The organism is Isoptericola halotolerans (assembly GCF_013149785.1).
Taxonomy (GTDB): domain Bacteria; phylum Actinomycetota; class Actinomycetes; order Actinomycetales; family Cellulomonadaceae; genus Isoptericola; species Isoptericola halotolerans.
In genome coordinates, this window is the sequence record NZ_JABEZU010000004.1 from 70,383 (window position 1) to 85,832 (window position 15,450).

General features: G+C 73.1%; 18 protein-coding genes. 8 read left to right on the top strand and 10 right to left on the bottom strand.

Annotated elements, in window-relative coordinates; genetic code table 11:
- The first annotated feature begins 20 nt into the window (after nt 1-20).
- The 4 genes from HDG69_RS15040 to HDG69_RS15055 are packed head-to-tail and all read left to right on the top strand — an operon-like array spanning nt 21 to nt 2,306.
- A complete protein-coding gene (locus tag HDG69_RS15040; RefSeq protein WP_171784661.1) occupies nt 21-464 on the top strand; it encodes a CrcB family protein in 444 nt (147 codons plus the stop codon).
- On the top strand, nt 461-862 hold the full coding sequence (gene crcB, locus HDG69_RS15045) for a fluoride efflux transporter CrcB (RefSeq protein WP_171784662.1): 402 nt from the start codon (nt 461-463) through the stop codon (nt 860-862). The genes HDG69_RS15040 and crcB overlap by 4 nt, the downstream gene beginning before the upstream one ends.
- A 4-nt stretch (nt 863-866) precedes the next feature.
- Complete coding sequence (locus tag HDG69_RS15050; RefSeq protein WP_171784663.1) at nt 867-1,289, top strand: DUF4345 domain-containing protein; 423 nt, start codon at nt 867-869, stop codon at nt 1,287-1,289.
- A 12-nt stretch (nt 1,290-1,301) separates the two neighbouring features.
- A complete protein-coding gene (locus HDG69_RS15055) occupies nt 1,302-2,306 on the top strand; it encodes a 5'-3' exonuclease (RefSeq protein ID WP_171784664.1) in 1,005 nt (334 codons plus the stop codon).
- A 108-nt stretch (nt 2,307-2,414) separates the two neighbouring features.
- Here HDG69_RS15055 and HDG69_RS15060 read toward each other — a convergent pair whose 3' ends face one another.
- The 6 genes from HDG69_RS15060 to HDG69_RS15085 form a co-directional block, all read right to left on the bottom strand.
- A complete protein-coding gene (locus HDG69_RS15060; RefSeq protein WP_171784665.1) occupies nt 2,415-2,924 on the bottom strand; it encodes a hypothetical protein in 510 nt (169 codons plus the stop codon).
- Nucleotides 2,925-3,201: 277 nt separating this feature from the next.
- Entirely contained in the window at nt 3,202-3,960 is a 759-nt protein-coding gene (locus HDG69_RS15065) for a copper homeostasis protein CutC (RefSeq protein ID WP_171784666.1), read from the bottom strand.
- A complete protein-coding gene (locus HDG69_RS15070; protein ID WP_171784978.1) occupies nt 3,960-6,614 on the bottom strand; it encodes a phosphoenolpyruvate carboxylase in 2,655 nt (884 codons plus the stop codon). The genes HDG69_RS15065 and HDG69_RS15070 overlap by 1 nt, the downstream gene beginning before the upstream one ends.
- Nucleotides 6,615-6,761: 147 nt before the next feature.
- Nucleotides 6,762-7,484, bottom strand: coding sequence for a zf-HC2 domain-containing protein (locus HDG69_RS15075; protein ID WP_171784667.1), 723 nt, complete (start codon nt 7,482-7,484; stop codon nt 6,762-6,764).
- Entirely contained in the window at nt 7,481-7,984 is a 504-nt protein-coding gene (locus HDG69_RS15080; protein ID WP_171784668.1) for a sigma-70 family RNA polymerase sigma factor, read from the bottom strand. The genes HDG69_RS15075 and HDG69_RS15080 overlap by 4 nt, the downstream gene beginning before the upstream one ends.
- Before the next feature lie 6 nt (nt 7,985-7,990).
- Nucleotides 7,991-8,683 carry a YceI family protein gene (locus HDG69_RS15085; protein WP_171784669.1) on the bottom strand — a complete coding sequence of 231 codons (693 nt, stop codon included), beginning with the start codon at nt 8,681-8,683 and terminating at the stop codon, nt 7,991-7,993.
- Between the two features lie 176 nt (nt 8,684-8,859).
- Between HDG69_RS15085 and HDG69_RS15090 the strand changes: the two genes are divergently transcribed.
- Nucleotides 8,860-9,384 (top strand): COG4315 family predicted lipoprotein, encoded by a 525-nt coding sequence (locus tag HDG69_RS15090; protein ID WP_171784670.1) that lies wholly within the window; start codon nt 8,860-8,862, stop codon nt 9,382-9,384.
- Here the strand turns inward: HDG69_RS15090 and HDG69_RS15095 are convergent.
- The gene (locus HDG69_RS15095) at nt 9,378-10,208 is read right to left on the bottom strand and encodes a hydroxymethylpyrimidine/phosphomethylpyrimidine kinase (RefSeq protein WP_171784671.1); all 831 of its coding nucleotides are present in this window, start codon (nt 10,206-10,208) and stop codon (nt 9,378-9,380) included. The two genes, HDG69_RS15090 and HDG69_RS15095, sit on opposite strands and share 7 nt — an antisense overlap.
- Nucleotides 10,209-10,265: 57 nt before the next feature.
- Complete coding sequence (locus tag HDG69_RS15100) at nt 10,266-10,676, bottom strand: hypothetical protein (protein WP_171784672.1); 411 nt, start codon at nt 10,674-10,676, stop codon at nt 10,266-10,268.
- Nucleotides 10,677-10,836: 160 nt separating this feature from the next.
- On the opposite strand from HDG69_RS15100, the gene HDG69_RS15105 reads away from it, so the two are divergent.
- On the top strand, nt 10,837-11,619 hold the full coding sequence (locus HDG69_RS15105; protein ID WP_171784673.1) for a deoxyribonuclease IV: 783 nt from the start codon (nt 10,837-10,839) through the stop codon (nt 11,617-11,619).
- A gap of 27 nt (nt 11,620-11,646) precedes the next feature.
- Here the strand turns inward: HDG69_RS15105 and HDG69_RS15110 are convergent, their stop codons facing one another.
- Nucleotides 11,647-12,318, bottom strand: coding sequence for a response regulator (locus HDG69_RS15110; RefSeq protein ID WP_171784674.1), 672 nt, complete (start codon nt 12,316-12,318; stop codon nt 11,647-11,649).
- Nucleotides 12,315-13,595 (bottom strand): histidine kinase, encoded by a 1,281-nt coding sequence (locus HDG69_RS19635; RefSeq protein WP_171784675.1) that lies wholly within the window; start codon nt 13,593-13,595, stop codon nt 12,315-12,317. Before HDG69_RS19635 ends, HDG69_RS15110 begins: the two co-directional genes overlap by 4 nt.
- 161 nt (nt 13,596-13,756) lie before the next feature.
- On the opposite strand from HDG69_RS19635, the gene HDG69_RS15120 reads away from it, so the two are divergent.
- On the top strand, nt 13,757-14,656 hold the full coding sequence (locus HDG69_RS15120; RefSeq protein WP_171784676.1) for an ABC transporter ATP-binding protein: 900 nt from the start codon (nt 13,757-13,759) through the stop codon (nt 14,654-14,656).
- Nucleotides 14,653-15,450, top strand: a complete 798-nt coding sequence (locus HDG69_RS15125) for an ABC transporter permease (protein ID WP_171784677.1) — start codon at nt 14,653-14,655, stop codon at nt 15,448-15,450. Before HDG69_RS15120 ends, HDG69_RS15125 begins: the two co-directional genes overlap by 4 nt.

Sequence of the window (15,450 nt, forward strand, 5' to 3'; positions counted from 1 at the left end):
CGGTCCGCGATGATGGGGCGGTGACCGCGACCCGTGCCCCGCACCGTGACCCGGCCCTGCTCGGGCTCGTCGCGCTCGGTGGCGCTGCCGGGTCGGCGGCGCGGTACGTGGTGGCCCTGGTGCTGCCGACACAGGCCGGGGGCTGGCCCTGGGCCACGTTCACGGTGAACCTGGTCGGTGCGTTCGCCCTGGGCTGGCTCCTCGAGGCGCTCGCACGGCACGGTCCTGAGACGGACCGGCGCCGTCGGCTGCGGCTGTTCGCCGGCACCGGTGTGCTCGGTGGGTTCACCACCTACTCGGCGCTGGCCCTGGACGTCGAGACGCTCCTGGCCGACGGACAGTGGCCGACGGCGGCGGCCTACGCCGGGGCGACGCTCCTGCTCGGGCTCGTCGCTGCGCTGCTGGGCGTGCTGCTCGGTCTGCGGGCGTCCGGCTCGGGCCGGCGGGCGCGAGGTGACCGATGAGCGGCACCGTGCACCCCTTGCTGGGTGCGCTGCTGGTCGGGGTCGGCGGCGGGCTGGGTGCGGCCGCCCGGTTCTGGGTCGCCGACGGCATCAAGGCCCGCCGTCCGAACGGCTTCCCGTGGGGGACCTGGATCGTCAACGCCGTCGGTTCCTTGCTGATCGGCCTGCTGACGGGCTGGCTCGTCCTCGCCGACGGGAACGAGCCGTGGCGGCTGCTGCTCGCGGTCGGCCTCTGCGGCGGCTTCACCACCTTCTCGACCGCGACCGTGGAGACGGTGACGATGTTCCGTGGCGGTCGGCACGTCGCGGCCGTGCTGCACTCGGTGAGCACGCTGGCCGTGTCGGTGCTCGCCGCCGTCGTCGGCATCGTCCTGACCAGCGCGCTCATGGGAGGGTGAGGACATGAAGCGCGCGCTGATCGTGGTCCTGGCGCTGCTCGGGACGGTGTCGGTCGCCTCCGGGCTGTCCGGGATCCTCCTCGGACCTGAGTTCGCACCGGGCGGCGGGCCGACGACCGCCAGCGTGGACAGCGAGTACCGGTTCACGAACGCCTTCTGGCTCGCCGGGGGCATCGCCCTGTGGTGGTCGCTGCGCCGGCCGGGTGAGCGGGCGTCGACGACGCGGGTGGTGCTGGCCGTCGCCTTCCTCGGCGGGCTGGCGCGACTGGTCTCGGTCGCGGCCGTCGGGTGGCCGCACCCGGTGTTCGTCGGGACACTGGCTCTCGAGCTCGTCGTCGTGCCCGTGATCGTCTGGTGGCACGTGCGGGTCTTCGACGGTGCTCGACGGCCCGGGGCCCGCACTCCGGTCCCTGACGGTTCCGCCTGAGAGGCTAGGCCCATGCGCCTGATGCTGCTAGACACCGCGTCGCTCTACTTCCGGGCCTACTTCGGCCTGCCCGGGTCCCTGCGCTCCCCCGACGGGCAGCCCGTCAACGCGGTGCGCGGCCTGCTCGACATGATCGCGTTCCTCGTCACCGAGCACCGGCCCGACCGGCTCGTGGCCTGCTGGGACGACGACTGGCGCCCCGCGTTCCGGGTGGACGCGATCAGCTCGTACAAGGAGCACCGGGTCGCCGAGCGACGCGACGACGGCCCCGACGTCGAGGAGGTCCCGGCCGACCTCGTCCCCCAGGTGCCCGTCATCGTGGAGGTGCTGGCCGCGCTCGGCATCGCACGGGTCGGTGCCCCGGGATTCGAGGCGGACGACGTGATCGGCACGCTGGTCGCCCGGGAGCTCGCCGCGGGTGCCGCACCCCGGGCCGACGACGGCGCACCCCCGGCCGCGCCGTCGGGCGCCGGCCCGCAGGTCGCCGTCGTCACGGGCGACCGCGACCTCTTCCAGCTCGTGGACGACGCCGCGGGGGTGGTGGTGCTCTACCCCGCCCGTGGGGTGCGCGACCCGGACGTCGTCGACCAGGCGCTCCTCGCGGAGAAGTACGGCGTGCCGACCGGCGACGCCTACGCCGAGATGGCCGTCCTGCGCGGCGACCCGTCCGACGGGCTCCCGGGAGTGCGCGGCATCGGCGAGAAGACGGCCGCGAAGCTGCTCGCGACGTTCGGCTCCCTGGACGGCGTGCTCGACGCCGCAGCGACCGGGGCGAAGGGGATCAGCCCCACCCAGCGGACGAGACTCGCCGAGGCGGCCGACTACCTGGCGGTGGCTCCCGCCGTCGTACAGGTCGCGGCGGACGCCCCGGTCGGAACGTTCGACGACACGCTGCCGGCTGCGCCGCGTGATCCAGCGGCGCTCGACGCGCTCGCCAGCCGTTGGGGCATCCGCTCCAGCGTGGACCGGGTGCTGACCGCACTGGACGCCGGTCCCAGCGCACCGAGGGTCACGTGACCTTCGAGATCTGTCGCATCGGGGTCGGAGCCCGTCGAACCCGTGCAGGCCGCCACAGTCACGAGCAGCGGAAACACCACCACGGTGCCGGCCCACCGATGCTCCCTTTCACTCACGTGCGTAGTCGCTGCACCAGGTTCCAGCAGGAACAAGGAGCACAGACCAACTCAGGGGCATGGAGCCGGTCGCGTGTCCACTGGTGTAGGTGACGGTGAGAGACGTCTGCAGCGCCTCGTCGAGATCATCCGCCCGCAGGGTGACGGCGACGAGGGCGCTGTGATGCGCCGGGATGGTGGCGCCCAGTTCGAACGTGCCGGGCGCGGGTAGCGGTCCGGTCCCCACGGTGGCGTCGGGCCAGTCCTCGTGGGCCAGTAGCCACTCGACGACCTCGACTCCCTCTGTGGCTGCGTCGATGCCGTCGATGGCAGCGTCATTCGCAGTGGTGTTCTCTATCGTCTCCCAGGCGAACGAGGCGAGCCCTTCCTCGCTGACCGGGATACACAGTTCGCCGCTTCCGTCCTCGGTGCCGATCGTTCTGAGGGGGTCCGCTGCGTCGAGCTGTCCGCACCCGGCGATCATCGCGAGGCACGGGAGCGCCACCAGGAGGCGATTCTTCAACGTGCCTTCATCACGACACGGGAGGGCTGCTCGCCTGGGGAACAGCGTTGCGCCAAGGATTCGCGCACATCGTCGTGTCGAAGCTCCAGGGGCCGCACCTGTCGTCACTGTAGGACGGAAACGCGGTAGGGACCGGCCCGAACCAGAGGTCTGTGAACCCGGCACACCAGCGTCAACGCATCCTGGAGAAACTGACATGTAGCAAAGGCCCTCAGCCGGCAAGACACGCAAGAGCTCCGGCGCGGCCGTCCGCGACGAGGGACCCGGGACGACCGGTTCAGCGCTGCAGGGCTGCGGCGGCGGCCGCCGCGACGTGCAGGTCGGTGACCTCGTACCCGGAGTCCCCTCCGCCGCCGGGCCCGCCGTCGTCGGACACCGTGCGCTTGGCGGACAGGTGCACGGCGTCGACACCGGTGGCTCGCAGCGCGGGGACGTCCTCGACACGGACGCCGCCGCCGGCCATGACCTGCACGGCTCCGCCGAGCGGGCCGTGCGCGTGCTCCGCGCAGGCCCGCAGCAGCTCGAGACCGTCGGCACAGCGGGCGGCGCCACCGGAGGTGAGGACGCGCGTCACCCCCGCCGCAGCGAGCACGTCGAGGGCGGCGAGCGGGTCGGCGAGGACGTCGAACGCGCGGTGGAACGTGACCTCGGCACCGTCCGCGGCAGCCACCAGCTCGCGCAGCGCGGCAGCGTCGACCTCGCCCGACGGGGCCAGCGCGCCGACGACGACGCCGTGGGCCCCGGCCTGCACGGCCGCGGCGACCTCGCGCACCTGCACGTCGAGCTCGCCAGCGGCCAGGACGAAACCGCCCGGCCGCGGGCGCACCAGCACGTGCACCTCCACAGCAGCGCCCGACGGCGGTGCGGCGGCACGCTCGACGGCGGCGGCCAGGAGCCCGGGGCCCGGGGTCACGCCGCCGGTCGCGCCGAGCGCGGTGCACAGCTCGACACGCAGCGCACCTACCGACGCCGCGACCTCGATGCCCGCGACGTCCTGCACCGCCAGCTCGAGCGCGACCGCGGCGCCCGTCGCCATCAGCCGGTGTTCTGCAGGCCGGCGCTCACACCGTTCACGGTGAGCAGCAGCAGATGACGCCAGCGGTCCTTGTACCCGCCGTCGACCCACTCGCCGTCGTCGACGGTGAGGCCCTCGCTGGCGCCCTGGGTGCGCAGCGCCCGCAGCGCGCGGACCTGGAGCAGGGAGAGCGCGTCGACGTACGGCGAGCGGAGCTGCACGGCCCGGCCGAGCACCCGCCGGCTGGCCAGCGGCCACTCGTTGCCGGTGATCTTCAGGACCCACTCGCGGGTGAGCCGCAGCTCCTCGAGCACCATGGCGGCGAGGTCGTCGCGGTCGCCGAGCGCCAGGTACTTCTCGGCGATGCGCTCGTCGGTCTTGGCCAGCGACATCTCGATGTTGTCCAGCAGCGTGCCGAACAGCGGCCACTCGCGGTAGGCGGCCCGCAGCTCGTCCAGGTCACCGAACTCGCGCAACGCCGTGCCCAGCCCGTACCAGCCGGCCAGGTTGATGCGGGCCTGCGACCAGGAGAACACCCACGGGATGGCTCGGAGGTCGTCCAGGGAGTTCACCGACAGGCCGCGCTTGGCCGGGCGCGAGCCGATCGGCAGCAGGCCGACCTCCTCCAGCGGGGTGACCTCCGCGAACCACTGCGGGAAGCCGTCGGACTTCACCAGCTCGTGGAACCGTGCCCGCGACGTCGCGTCGAGGGAGGAGGCGAGCGCGGAGAACCGGTCCGCGGTCGTCGCGTTGCGCTTCTCCGTCGACGGGGCCGAGGCGAGCAGCGTGGCCGCGGCGACCTGCTCGATGTGACGCGCGGCGATGGTCGGGTCGCCGTAGCGCGCCAGGATGACCTCGCCCTGCTCGGTGAGCTTGAACCGGCCGTCCACCGAGTGCGGGGGCTGGGCGAGCACCGCGCGGTTCGCCGGGCCACCCCCGCGGCCGAGCGCGCCGCCACGGCCGTGGAACTGGGTGAGGGTCAGGTTGTGCCGCTTCGCCCAGTCCGCGATCCGCGACTGCGCGGAGTGCAGGGCGAGCGTGGCCGCCACGGGACCGACGTCCTTGGACGAGTCGGAGTAGCCGAGCATGACCTCGACGCGCCGACCGTTCTCCGCGAGACGCTTCTGGACCTGCGGCATCTCGAGCATCGCCTCGAGGATGTCGACCGAGTTCTCCAGGTCCGCGAAGGTCTCGAACAGCGGGATCGCGTCGATGACCGGGGCGTCGTCGGAACCCTCGAAGGCCAGCTCCGCGAGCTGGTAGACGGCTGCCATGTGCTCGGGGGCCTGCGTGAACGAGACGATGTAGCGGCGGGCCGCCCGCTCGCCGAAGCGCTTCTGCACCGCACCGAGGGCGCGGAACGTGTCGAGCACCTCCCGGGTGCGGTCGCTCAGCTCGCCGTGGACGCCCTTCTCGGCGATCTCCTCCAGCGCCGCGGCGTGCACCTGGGAGTGCTGGCGGACCTCGATCTCGGCGAGGTGGAACCCGAAGGTCTGCACCTGCCACACGAGCTTCTGCAGGTCGCCGTAGGCCGCGCGCGGGGCGCCCGCCTCCACGAGGGAGGACTGCACGACGCGCAGGTCCGCCTCCAGCTCCTCGGGGCGCTGGTAGGCCAGGTCGGCGTCCCGGGTGCGGGTCGCGGCGATGCGGCCCGCGATCGCGAGGACCGCCGCGCGGTGCGGCTCGTTCGGGGAGTCCGCGGCCGCGGCCGTGGTCAGGTCGTCCGAGAGCTGGCGGAACCGCTGCCAGAGCGCCTTGAGGTCCGCCGACGACGGCGTGCTCGCCGCCTCGAGGGTCAGCTTGCGGCCCGTCGTGCGCGCGGCGCCCTCCAGCGCGGTGAGCGCGTGCTCGGCGGCCAGCGTGGCGGCCTGGCGCGTGACCTCGGCGGTGACGTTCGGGTTCCCGTCGCGGTCGCCGCCGATCCAGGAGCCCAGGTACACGAACGGCGTGGCGATCGGTGCCCGCGCGCCGGCCTCCCCGTCGAGCAGCCAGTCGTCGAGCCGGCGGTACACCTCGGGGAAGGTGCTGAACATGGTGGCGTCGAAGACGCCCATGGCGGTCTTGACCTCGTCGAGGACCGTCGGCTTCGACGCCCGGATCGGGGAGGTGCGCCACATGGTGTCGATCTCGGCGAGCATGCGGCGCTCGTTCTCGGTGCGCGACGTACCGCCGGGCCGCATCGTGTCGCGCTCGGCCAGCAGGGTGGAGATCCGGCGCACCGCGCCGGAGACTGCCCGACGACGGGCCTCGGTCGGGTGCGCCGTCAGGACCGGGCGGAACTCCAGCTCGCCGAGCCGCCGCACGGCCTCCTCACGGCCGACCTCCTCGGTGAGCTGCGTGAAGGCCGCGGGCAGGGACTCCTCGATCGCGGCGCCCGACTCGGACTCGCGCTGGTGCAGCACCCGCACCCGGTGGTACTCCTCCGCCAGGTTCGCCAGGTGGAAGTAGCACGTGAAGGCGCGGGCCACCTGCTCGGCGCGCTCCAGGCTGAACCCCGCGACCACGTCCGCGGCCTCCGCGAGGCTGACACCGCCGTCGTCGACGCCGTAGGCGCGGATCGTCAGCTCGCGCAGACGCTCGACGTCGTCGAGCAGGTCCTGTCCGCCGGCCTCACGCAGCACGGTGCCGAGCAGTCCGCCCAGGAGGCGGATGTCGTCGCGCAACGGGTCGGGCATCTCGTGCCGGGCGACGACGCGTTCGATCGCGCCCGTGCTCGGGCTCTGCTGTCCGTAGTTGTCGCTCACGACCTAGAGACTAAGCGGAACCCTGGTTGAGACATAGTTTGCGTCCGCCTTGCGGTCACCCGCCGGTCCGCCGGGCGCTCAGACGTCGGCGGAGGCCAGCGGATCCGTCCCGCCGACGACGGCGATCTCCAGACGGACGACGTCGGTGAGCTCCACCGCGGACGCCGCCCGCAGATCCTCGGCGCTGTCCCCCGACGCCCCCCAGGTCGCCGCGACCGTCCGGCCACCGGCGCGGTCGACCACGACCAGCTCGTACGTCAGCGACTCGTAGCCCTCGGGCACGCTCCCGTACCGGCAGCTCCACGCCAGGAGGGTGCCCCACGGACGTTCGGTGGCCGTGAGGCTGGCATGGACGTCCGTGGCACCGACCGGTTCGAGCTCGACCTCCACGTCTGCGGCCTCGGCGACGACGGGCGGGTCCACCGCCGCACCGCCGTCCACGGACATGCCCGTCAGGACGCCCCCGACGGCGAGCGCGGCGGCCGCGACCGCGGCGAGAGACCGACGGCGCACCCGCGCGCGGCGCGCCGAGCGGGCCAGCGTGCCCAGCGGGACGACGTCGGCCCTCGGTGTCGGGGGTGCCTCGTCCGGCAGGGCGATGGCCTGATCAGCCGGGAGCGTGCCGAGGATCCCCGGCACCCCGGCGATCTCACCGACCGCCTCGCGGCACGCCGCACAACCGGCGAGGTGCGCCTCGTACTCCCGCCGGTCGGCGGGGCCGAGCGCTCCCAGGACGTAGGCGGCGTCCCAGGTCAGGTAGGGGTCCGGTTCCCGGCCGGACGGCGTGGGTGCGGCGGTCATGACGTCACTCCTTTCTCCTGCAGGGCGAGGCGCAGTGCTCGCAACGCATAGTGCAGACGGGACTTCACGGTGCCGGCGGGCACGCTCAGCTCGGCGGCCAGCTCGGCCACGGTGCGGCCCCGGTAGTACGCGCCGACGACCACGGCACGATGCTCGGCGGAGAGCCCGACCAGCGCGTCGGCGACCAGCCACGCGTCGAGGACCGACTGGGTCGCATCGGGTTCGGGAACCTCCGGCACCTGGTCGGTGGTCCGCTCCCGGGCGTGCCGGGCGCTGCGCGCCTGGTCGACGACGAGGTGGCGGGCCACCGTGAAGAGCCAGGCACGCACCGACTCGCCCGAGCGTTCGAGCACCTCGGGGTGGCGCCAGAGCCGCAGCAGGGACTCCTGGACGATGTCCTGGGCGCCGGCGTCGTCCCGCACGAGCCGCGCGACGTAGCGGTACAGCGCCGCCGAGTGCTCGGTGTGGATCGCCTCGAGGAGCTGCTCGTCGGTGACCACGGACCGTCAGTCCCGCGGCTGGAGCTCGAGGGAGAACTCCACGCTGCCGGCGTCCTCCACCTCGACGAAGCCCAGCGACGGCGCCTCGACGCCGAAGTCCCCGAACGTCACCGGGACGCTGCCGACGACCTGCGCGCCGCCGTCGGCCACCGCGATCTGAGCCGTGACCGTGACCTCACGGGTGACGTCCCGCAGGGTCAGGTCACCGGTCAGGGCGACGTCGGACCCGGCCGCCTCGATCGGCACCGGCTCGGTGAGCTCGAAGCTCGCCGTCGGGTACGTGCCCACCTCCATGACGGTATCGCGGAAGTAGGCGTCCCGCGGCGGCTGGTCGGTGACGATCTGCGCGACGTCGACCTCGATCTCGGCCACGGTCACGACACCGTCGGCGACCGTGAGGGCACCGGTGACGTCGTCCGCCGCGGGATCGGTCCGTCCCGTGACGTCCACGTCCGCGCCCCGCAGCACCTCGTGCACGCGGTACCCGGCGTACGAACCGGGGGCGACCGCCCAGCCGCCGTCCAGGTCCGCCAGGACGTCGGCGTCCGTCACCTGCTCGGGGGCCGTGAGCGCCGGGGCGTCGTCCGCGCGGCTGTTCGCCCAGTCCGCGTACAGCCCGGGCCCGACGGTCACCACGACCGCGCCCCCGACCACCACGGCCGCCCCGACACCGATCGCCACCTTCACCGCTGTCCGCACGGTGCCACCTCGTCCCTGCTCGTCCCGGTAGGGCGCCACCCACGTCGAGGGCGCCTGTCGCTTCCCACGACGAGACAGCCCCCGCGGAGGTTCAATCCGTCCTCACGATGAACTCTGCACCGGCGTGTCCCGTCGTACCGGGAGCAGGCCCACCCGACCGAGGAGAAGAGAGACTCATGCGACGCACAGCCAGGATCACGACCGCACTGGCCACCGCCACGCTGCTCGCCGCGACGGCGGCATGCTCGGGGACGGAGGAGCCGGCGGGCGACGGCGCGACGGACACCACCGCGGAGGAACCGATGGACGCCGAGCCCATGGGTGACGCCGTCCTCGCCACCACGGACAGCGAGCTCGGGGAGATCGTCGTCGACGGCGAGGGCATGACCGTCTACTACTTCACCCCCGACGAGCCGGGCTCCGGGGTGAGCGTCTGCGAGGACGAGTGCCTGACGAACTGGCCGCCGGTCCACGCGCAGGACGAGGACCCGCAGGTCGACGGCGTCACCGCCGAGGTCGGCACGATCACGGGCAACGACGGCGAGCTGCAGGTCACGCTCGACGGGCGGCCGGTGTACCTGTTCGTGGGCGACGAGGCTCCGGGCGACGTCGCAGGCCAGGGCGTCGAAGACGTCTGGTGGGTCGTGGCGCCCGACGGCGCGGAGGTCACCGAGACCGCTGGGGCGGACTCCGGCTACTGACCGACGGCGGAGGCACCCTGCCACACCGTGTCGAACGGGGTGCGCCCGGCGACCCTCCCCCGGATCCCGGCGGTCACGACGCCCTTGGCGATCCGCACCGCCGACACGACGTCCGTGTCCTTCGCGAGCTCCGCGGTGATCGCAGCGGCGAACGTGCATCCGGCGCCCGAGACGCGCTCCTCGCCGATCTTCGGCGTCCTCAGGACGGTGACGTGCTCACCGTCGACCACGACGTCGACGGCGTCGGAACCGGGCAGCTCGACACCACCCTTGGCGACGACGTAGCGCGGGCCGGCGATGGTGTCGAGCTGGTCGTGGATGCGCCGTGCGGCCTCGATCAGGTCGTCGACCGACTCGACGGAGTCCATGCCCGCCAGGGTCTTCGACTCGAAGAGGTTCGGGGTGACGACCGTCGCCAGCGGCAGCACCTGCTCGCGCAGCGCGGTGTCCGTGTCCAGGGCGGCGCCCGGCTCCTGCCCCTTGCAGAGGAGTACCGGGTCCAGCACGACGTGCCGCCACGGTCGCGACGCCAGCGACCGTGCGACGACGTCGATCGTGGCCGTCGTCCCGAGCATGCCGACCTTCACGACGTCGAGGTCGTGCGTCGCCGTGGCCGCCTCGAACTGGTCGGCGATCACCTGCGGGTCCACCGGGACGAACCGGTGGGCCCATCCGTTCCTCGGGTCGAACGAGACGATGCAGGTCAGCGTGCCGACCCCGTAGGTGCCGAGCTGCTGGAACGTCTTGAGGTCCGCCTGGATGCCGGCGCCACCGGTCGCCTCGGACCCGGCGATGACATAGGCGAGGGGTGGGGTGCTGGGCATGCGTTCCAGCCTACGACCTGGCTCGTCCGCCGGACGTGGCCCGGCGGGCGCCTGGCGTCAGAGGGCGCCGAGGATCCGTTGCCGCGCCGTGTCCCGCTCGGTGTCGCTGATGGTGCCCGCGCGGTGCAGGCGGTCGACCTCCGCCAGGCGCTCCTCCGGCGCAGGTGCGGCCGTGGGTGCCGGCGCGGGCGCTGACGCCCCCGACACCTTGCTCGCCGGGTCGGGCGACGACGCGAGCCGCCGCGCCATGCGCACCTGGAGGTCCGTCTGCGGGTCGAGCGGGTCGACGCCGGCGTCGTGGAGGGTCTTCGCACGGCGCACGGCCATCACGATGCTGACGACGACTCCCACCACGATCAGGACAACCACCAGGGTGAAGACGCTGCCGAAGGGGTCACCTCCCCCGACGAGGCCGGGGCCGACGTCGTCGAACAAGAGGTCGTCGACGTGGAGCTCTTCCGGTCCCATGGTGGTCTCCTCCTCAGAAGGTGCCGAACAGAGTGGTCGAGCCCCTGCACGAGACGCTCCGGGCCGGTCGGTCGACTGCGGGAAAAATAGCAGCGCGATGTCGGAGCGGCCACCGACCGCGCCGCGGTGCACCGTCGGACCCTCGACCTACCCTGGTCCCATGAGCCTCAAGATCGGTGCCCACGTGAGCGTGACCGACACCGTCGCGGACGCGGCGGCCGTCGGCGCGGATGTCGTGCAGGTCTTCGTCTCGGACCCGCAGGCGTGGAAGGTGCCACCGCTCGAGGACGGCGAGGCCGAGGCGTTCCGCACCGCGACGGCGGAGGCCGGGCTCGACGTCTACGTGCACGCGCCCTACGTCATCAACGTCGCCTCGACGAACAACCGCATCCGGATCCCGAGCCGCAAGCTGCTCCAGCAGGTGATGTCCCGCGCCGGCGCGCTCGGGGCCCGGGGAGTGGTGGTGCACGGGGGCCACGTCACGGCCAAGGACGACCCGGCCAAGGGCTTCGACAACTGGCGCAAGGCGATCGACGCCCTCGAGACGGACGTGCCGGTGCTCATCGAGAACACCGCGGGCGGCGACCACTCGATGGCGCGGCGCCTCGAACGGATCGAGCAGATGTGGGCCGCGGTGCAGCAGGCCGACGGCGCCGAGAACGTGGGCTTCACGCTCGACACCTGCCACGCCTGGGCGGGTGGGCTCGACCTGGCCTCCGCCGTCGCCGACGTCCGGGCGATCACCGGCCGCATCGACCTGGTGCACGCCAACGACTCCCGGGACGCGGCCGGGTCGGGTGCCGACCGGCACACGAACTTCGGCGCGGGGACCATCCCGCCGGAGCTGCTGGTCGGCGTCGTCGCGGCAGCCGGGGCCCCGGTGGTGTGCGAGACGAAGGGTGACGTCGGCACCGACATCGCCTGGTTGCGCGAACGCCTCTGACCGCGCCGCGTCACCTCGCGGGGTCGGTCAGGGCGAGCCCGCGTCGTGGATCGCGATGGCCGCCTGCACCCGGTTCGCCGCACCCAGCTTGTCGAGGATGCGCGAGACGTGCGTCTTGACCGTCGGCACGCTCATGAACAGCTCCGCCGCGATCTCCGCGTTCGACCGGCCGCGCGCCAGCACGGCCGCGACCTCCCGCTCACGGTCGGTCAGCGCCGACATCCGGCGCCTCGCGGTGTGCCGCTCGGAGCCGTCCGGCCCGGCGGCACCACCACGCGAGACCTGCGCGATGAGCTGGTGCATGACCGACGGCGACAAGGTCGGCTCACCGGAGGCCGCCGCGCGCACGGCCGCGACGAGCCGGTCCGGCGGGGTGTCCTTCAGCAGGAAGCCCGCCGCCCCGGCCCGCAGCGCCTGCAGCACCATGTCGTCCGTGTCGAACGTCGTCAGCACGATGACGCGCGGCGGGTTCTCGGACTGGGAGACGATCCGGGTCGCCTCGATGCCGTCGGTCCGCGGCATCCGGATGTCCATGAGCACCACGTCCGGCCGCTCACGGCGCACCACCTCGACGCCCTCGGCACCGTCCCCGGCGTCGGCGACCACCTCCACCTCGGGAGCCCCGCCGAGGATCAGGCGGAGGCCCGCGCGGACCAGCGGGTCGTCGTCCACGACGACGACGGAGATGTGTGAGGTCATGGGTCCCACGGTAGCCAGGCCTGCATCACGAAGCGGCCGTCCGACTCCCCGGCGGACAGCGAGCCGCCCGCCAGGTCCGTCCGCTCGGACAGACCGATCAGCCCCAGCCCCGACGGCGGCGCTGCGGGTGCGACGTCGCGTCCGGCCACGGGAAGTCTCTCCGCGACCGTCGGGTTGGTCACCGTGATCCACAGCCCGCGTCCGCGAGCGCCGCGCAGCTCGACCGTCGCCGGCTGCTCGGGCGCGTGCTTGCGGACGTTGGTCAACGCCTCCTGGATGATCCGGTAGACCGTCCGGGAGACCGCCGTCGGCAGCGAGGCGAGGTAGACGCTGTCGGCCGCGAGGCGGACCGCGGTCCCGGCCTCCGAGGCCGACCGGACCAGCTCCGGCAGGTCCGCGAGCGTCGGTTGCGGGCCCTCGGGTGCGGGCTGTCCCGTGGCCTCGTCGTCCGACGACGGCCCGTCGAGCCCGCGCAGCACCCCGAGCACCTCGCGCAGCTCGCCGAGGGCCTCGTGCGCACTGTCCCGGACCAACGCGGCCGACTCCGCGACCTGCTCCGGCGGCAGATCGGTGCGGTAGGCCAGCGCACCGGCGTGCATGGCGACCAGGGACATCCGGTGGGCCAGGACGTCATGCATCTCCCGGGCGATCCGGGCGCGCTCGTTCGCCCGGGCCTCCGCGACACGGCTGGCCTGCTCACGCTCCGCCGTCGCGACCCGCTCGTGCAGGCTGCGCAGGTGCTCCCGGCGCAGCCCGATGTACGCCCCGATCCAGACGAGCAGGGCGTAGACGACGACGCTGCCGACCAACTCCACCAGCGTGCTCATCGGATCCACGGAGGGGTAGAGCTGCCCGTACGTCCAGCCTGCCGCCGAGAACACCAGGCCCACCAGCACGATGCGCCACCACCCGCGCCGGGTGGACAGCGACACCACGGCCAGGGTCGTAGGCCCCACCGCGAACGTCGACACCGCGGTGGCCGCACTCAGCAGAAGGGCGATCGTCGTCGGAGCCCGACGGCGCAGCAGGACGAGGCCCAGCGCCACCAGGCCGACCAGCAGGTCGAGCGCCAGCTGGTCGGGCGTGATCTGCCGCTGCCCGGTGTCCGCCTCCCACCCGACCGCCCCGACCACGACCACGCTGAACGCGAACGCCGCACCCAACCGCCACACCTCGGACCAGGCGCGGGCCACCCACGCACGCGTCCGGGTACGGTGCTGCGCGGCGTCCGGCTCGGCGGGCGGCGCGGCGCGGTACACGTCGTCAGGGGTGGGCACCTGACGAGCGTAGGTCTCCGCGACGCCGCGGGCATCCGTCGTCGGCCCGTCCTCGACGACGTCGACGTCCGCCGAAAGGATGACCCGGCTCCACCGTTCGGCGGCAGATCCCCTCCTTGCGGGCGATGCGCGCCCGCCCCCCGGGGCGTCAGGGTGGAGCCATGATCACCGTGGAGCACCTGACCAAGAGATACGGGCCGGTCCTGGCCGTGAACGACGTGTCGTTCACCGCGCAGCCGGGACTCGTGACCGGCTTCCTCGGGCCGAACGGCGCCGGCAAGTCGACCGCCATGCGCATGATGACCGGGCTGACGCCCCCGACCAGCGGGACCGCACGCATCCTCGGCAAGCCGTACGGCGCGCTCGCCAACCCCGGTCGACGGGTCGGGGTGCTGCTCGACGCCGCCGCCCAGCACGCCGGACGCACGGGACGCGAGACCCTCGCGCTCTCCGCGCTCCTCACCGGTGTGGGACGCCACCGCGTGGACGAGGTGCTCGACGTCGTCGGGCTCACCCCGGACGAGGCCGGGCGACGCGTGCGCACCTACTCGCTCGGGATGCGTCAGCGGCTGGGCATCGCGGGCGCGCTGCTCGGCGAGCCCGACGTGCTGATCCTCGACGAGCCGGCCAACGGGCTCGACCCCGCCGGCATCCGGTGGATGCGTGACCTGCTGCGCGACTTCGCGGCGGACGGCGGCACCGTGCTGCTGTCCTCCCACCTGCTCACCGAGATCGAGCAGGTCGCCGACCGGCTCGTCGTCATCGGCCGCGGACGGATCGTCGCCGAGGGCACCAAGGACGACCTGCTGCGTGCCGCCGGGACGTTCGTGCGCTCCACCGACGACGACGCCCTCGACGCCGCCTGCCGCGCTGCGGGCATCGAGGTCGCGCGCCAGCCCGGTGGCGGTTTCACCACGGCCGCCGACGCCGAGCAGGTCGCGCGGGCCGCCCTCGCGGCCGGTGTGCTCGTGACCGAGCTGCGGGACACCGGTTCCCGCGGGCTCGAGGAGCTGTTCCTCGAGCTCACCGCCGACGACGCCCGAGAGCAGGTGTCCGCATGACCACCCAGCAGGCAGAAGCGCCCACACGCTCCCGCACCGACCGCGCCGACCTCACACCGGTGCCCTTCACCCGGCTCGCCGCCTACGAGTGGCGCAAGCAGCTCGATACCCGGGCGGTGCGCTGGCTGTTCGTCATCATCGCCGTGCTCACCGCCGGCGTGCTCGCCGTCATGGCGCTGGTGGGGGACGGCAACGTCTCCTACGAGCAGTTCCTCTACAACACCTCAACACCGCTGACGATGCTGCTGCCGGTGGTCGCCATCCTGGCCACCACCGCCGAGTGGTCGCAGCGCACGGGCCTGACGACGTTCACCCTGGAACCGCGCCGGCTCCGCGTGGTCTGGGCGAAGCTCGTGACCGCCGTCGGCTCCGGCCTGGGCTTCTTCGTCGTCGCGATGGCGATCGCCGTGGTCGCGCACCTGGCCGTCATCGCCTACCGCGACGCGGACGCGTCGTGGGGGCTGGGCGCCATGACGGCCGGCATGCTGCTGATGCTCGTCGTCTGGATGGCCCAGGGTGTCGCGTTCGGCCTCGCGCTGATGAACACCCCCGCCGCGATCGTCGTCTACCTGGCGGTCCCCACGATCCTGAGCCCGCTCACCATGCTCGTCACGGCGTGGGAGAAGGTGTGGCCCTGGGTCGACCTGAACACCGCGAGCATGCCGCTGATCATGGGCGACTCGATGGGCGGCCAGGAGTGGGCGCAGCTGGTGGTCACGACCGGGATCTGGGTCGGCCTACCCCTGCTGATCGGCATCCTGCGGCTTCAGCGCGGCGAGATCAAGACCGCCTGA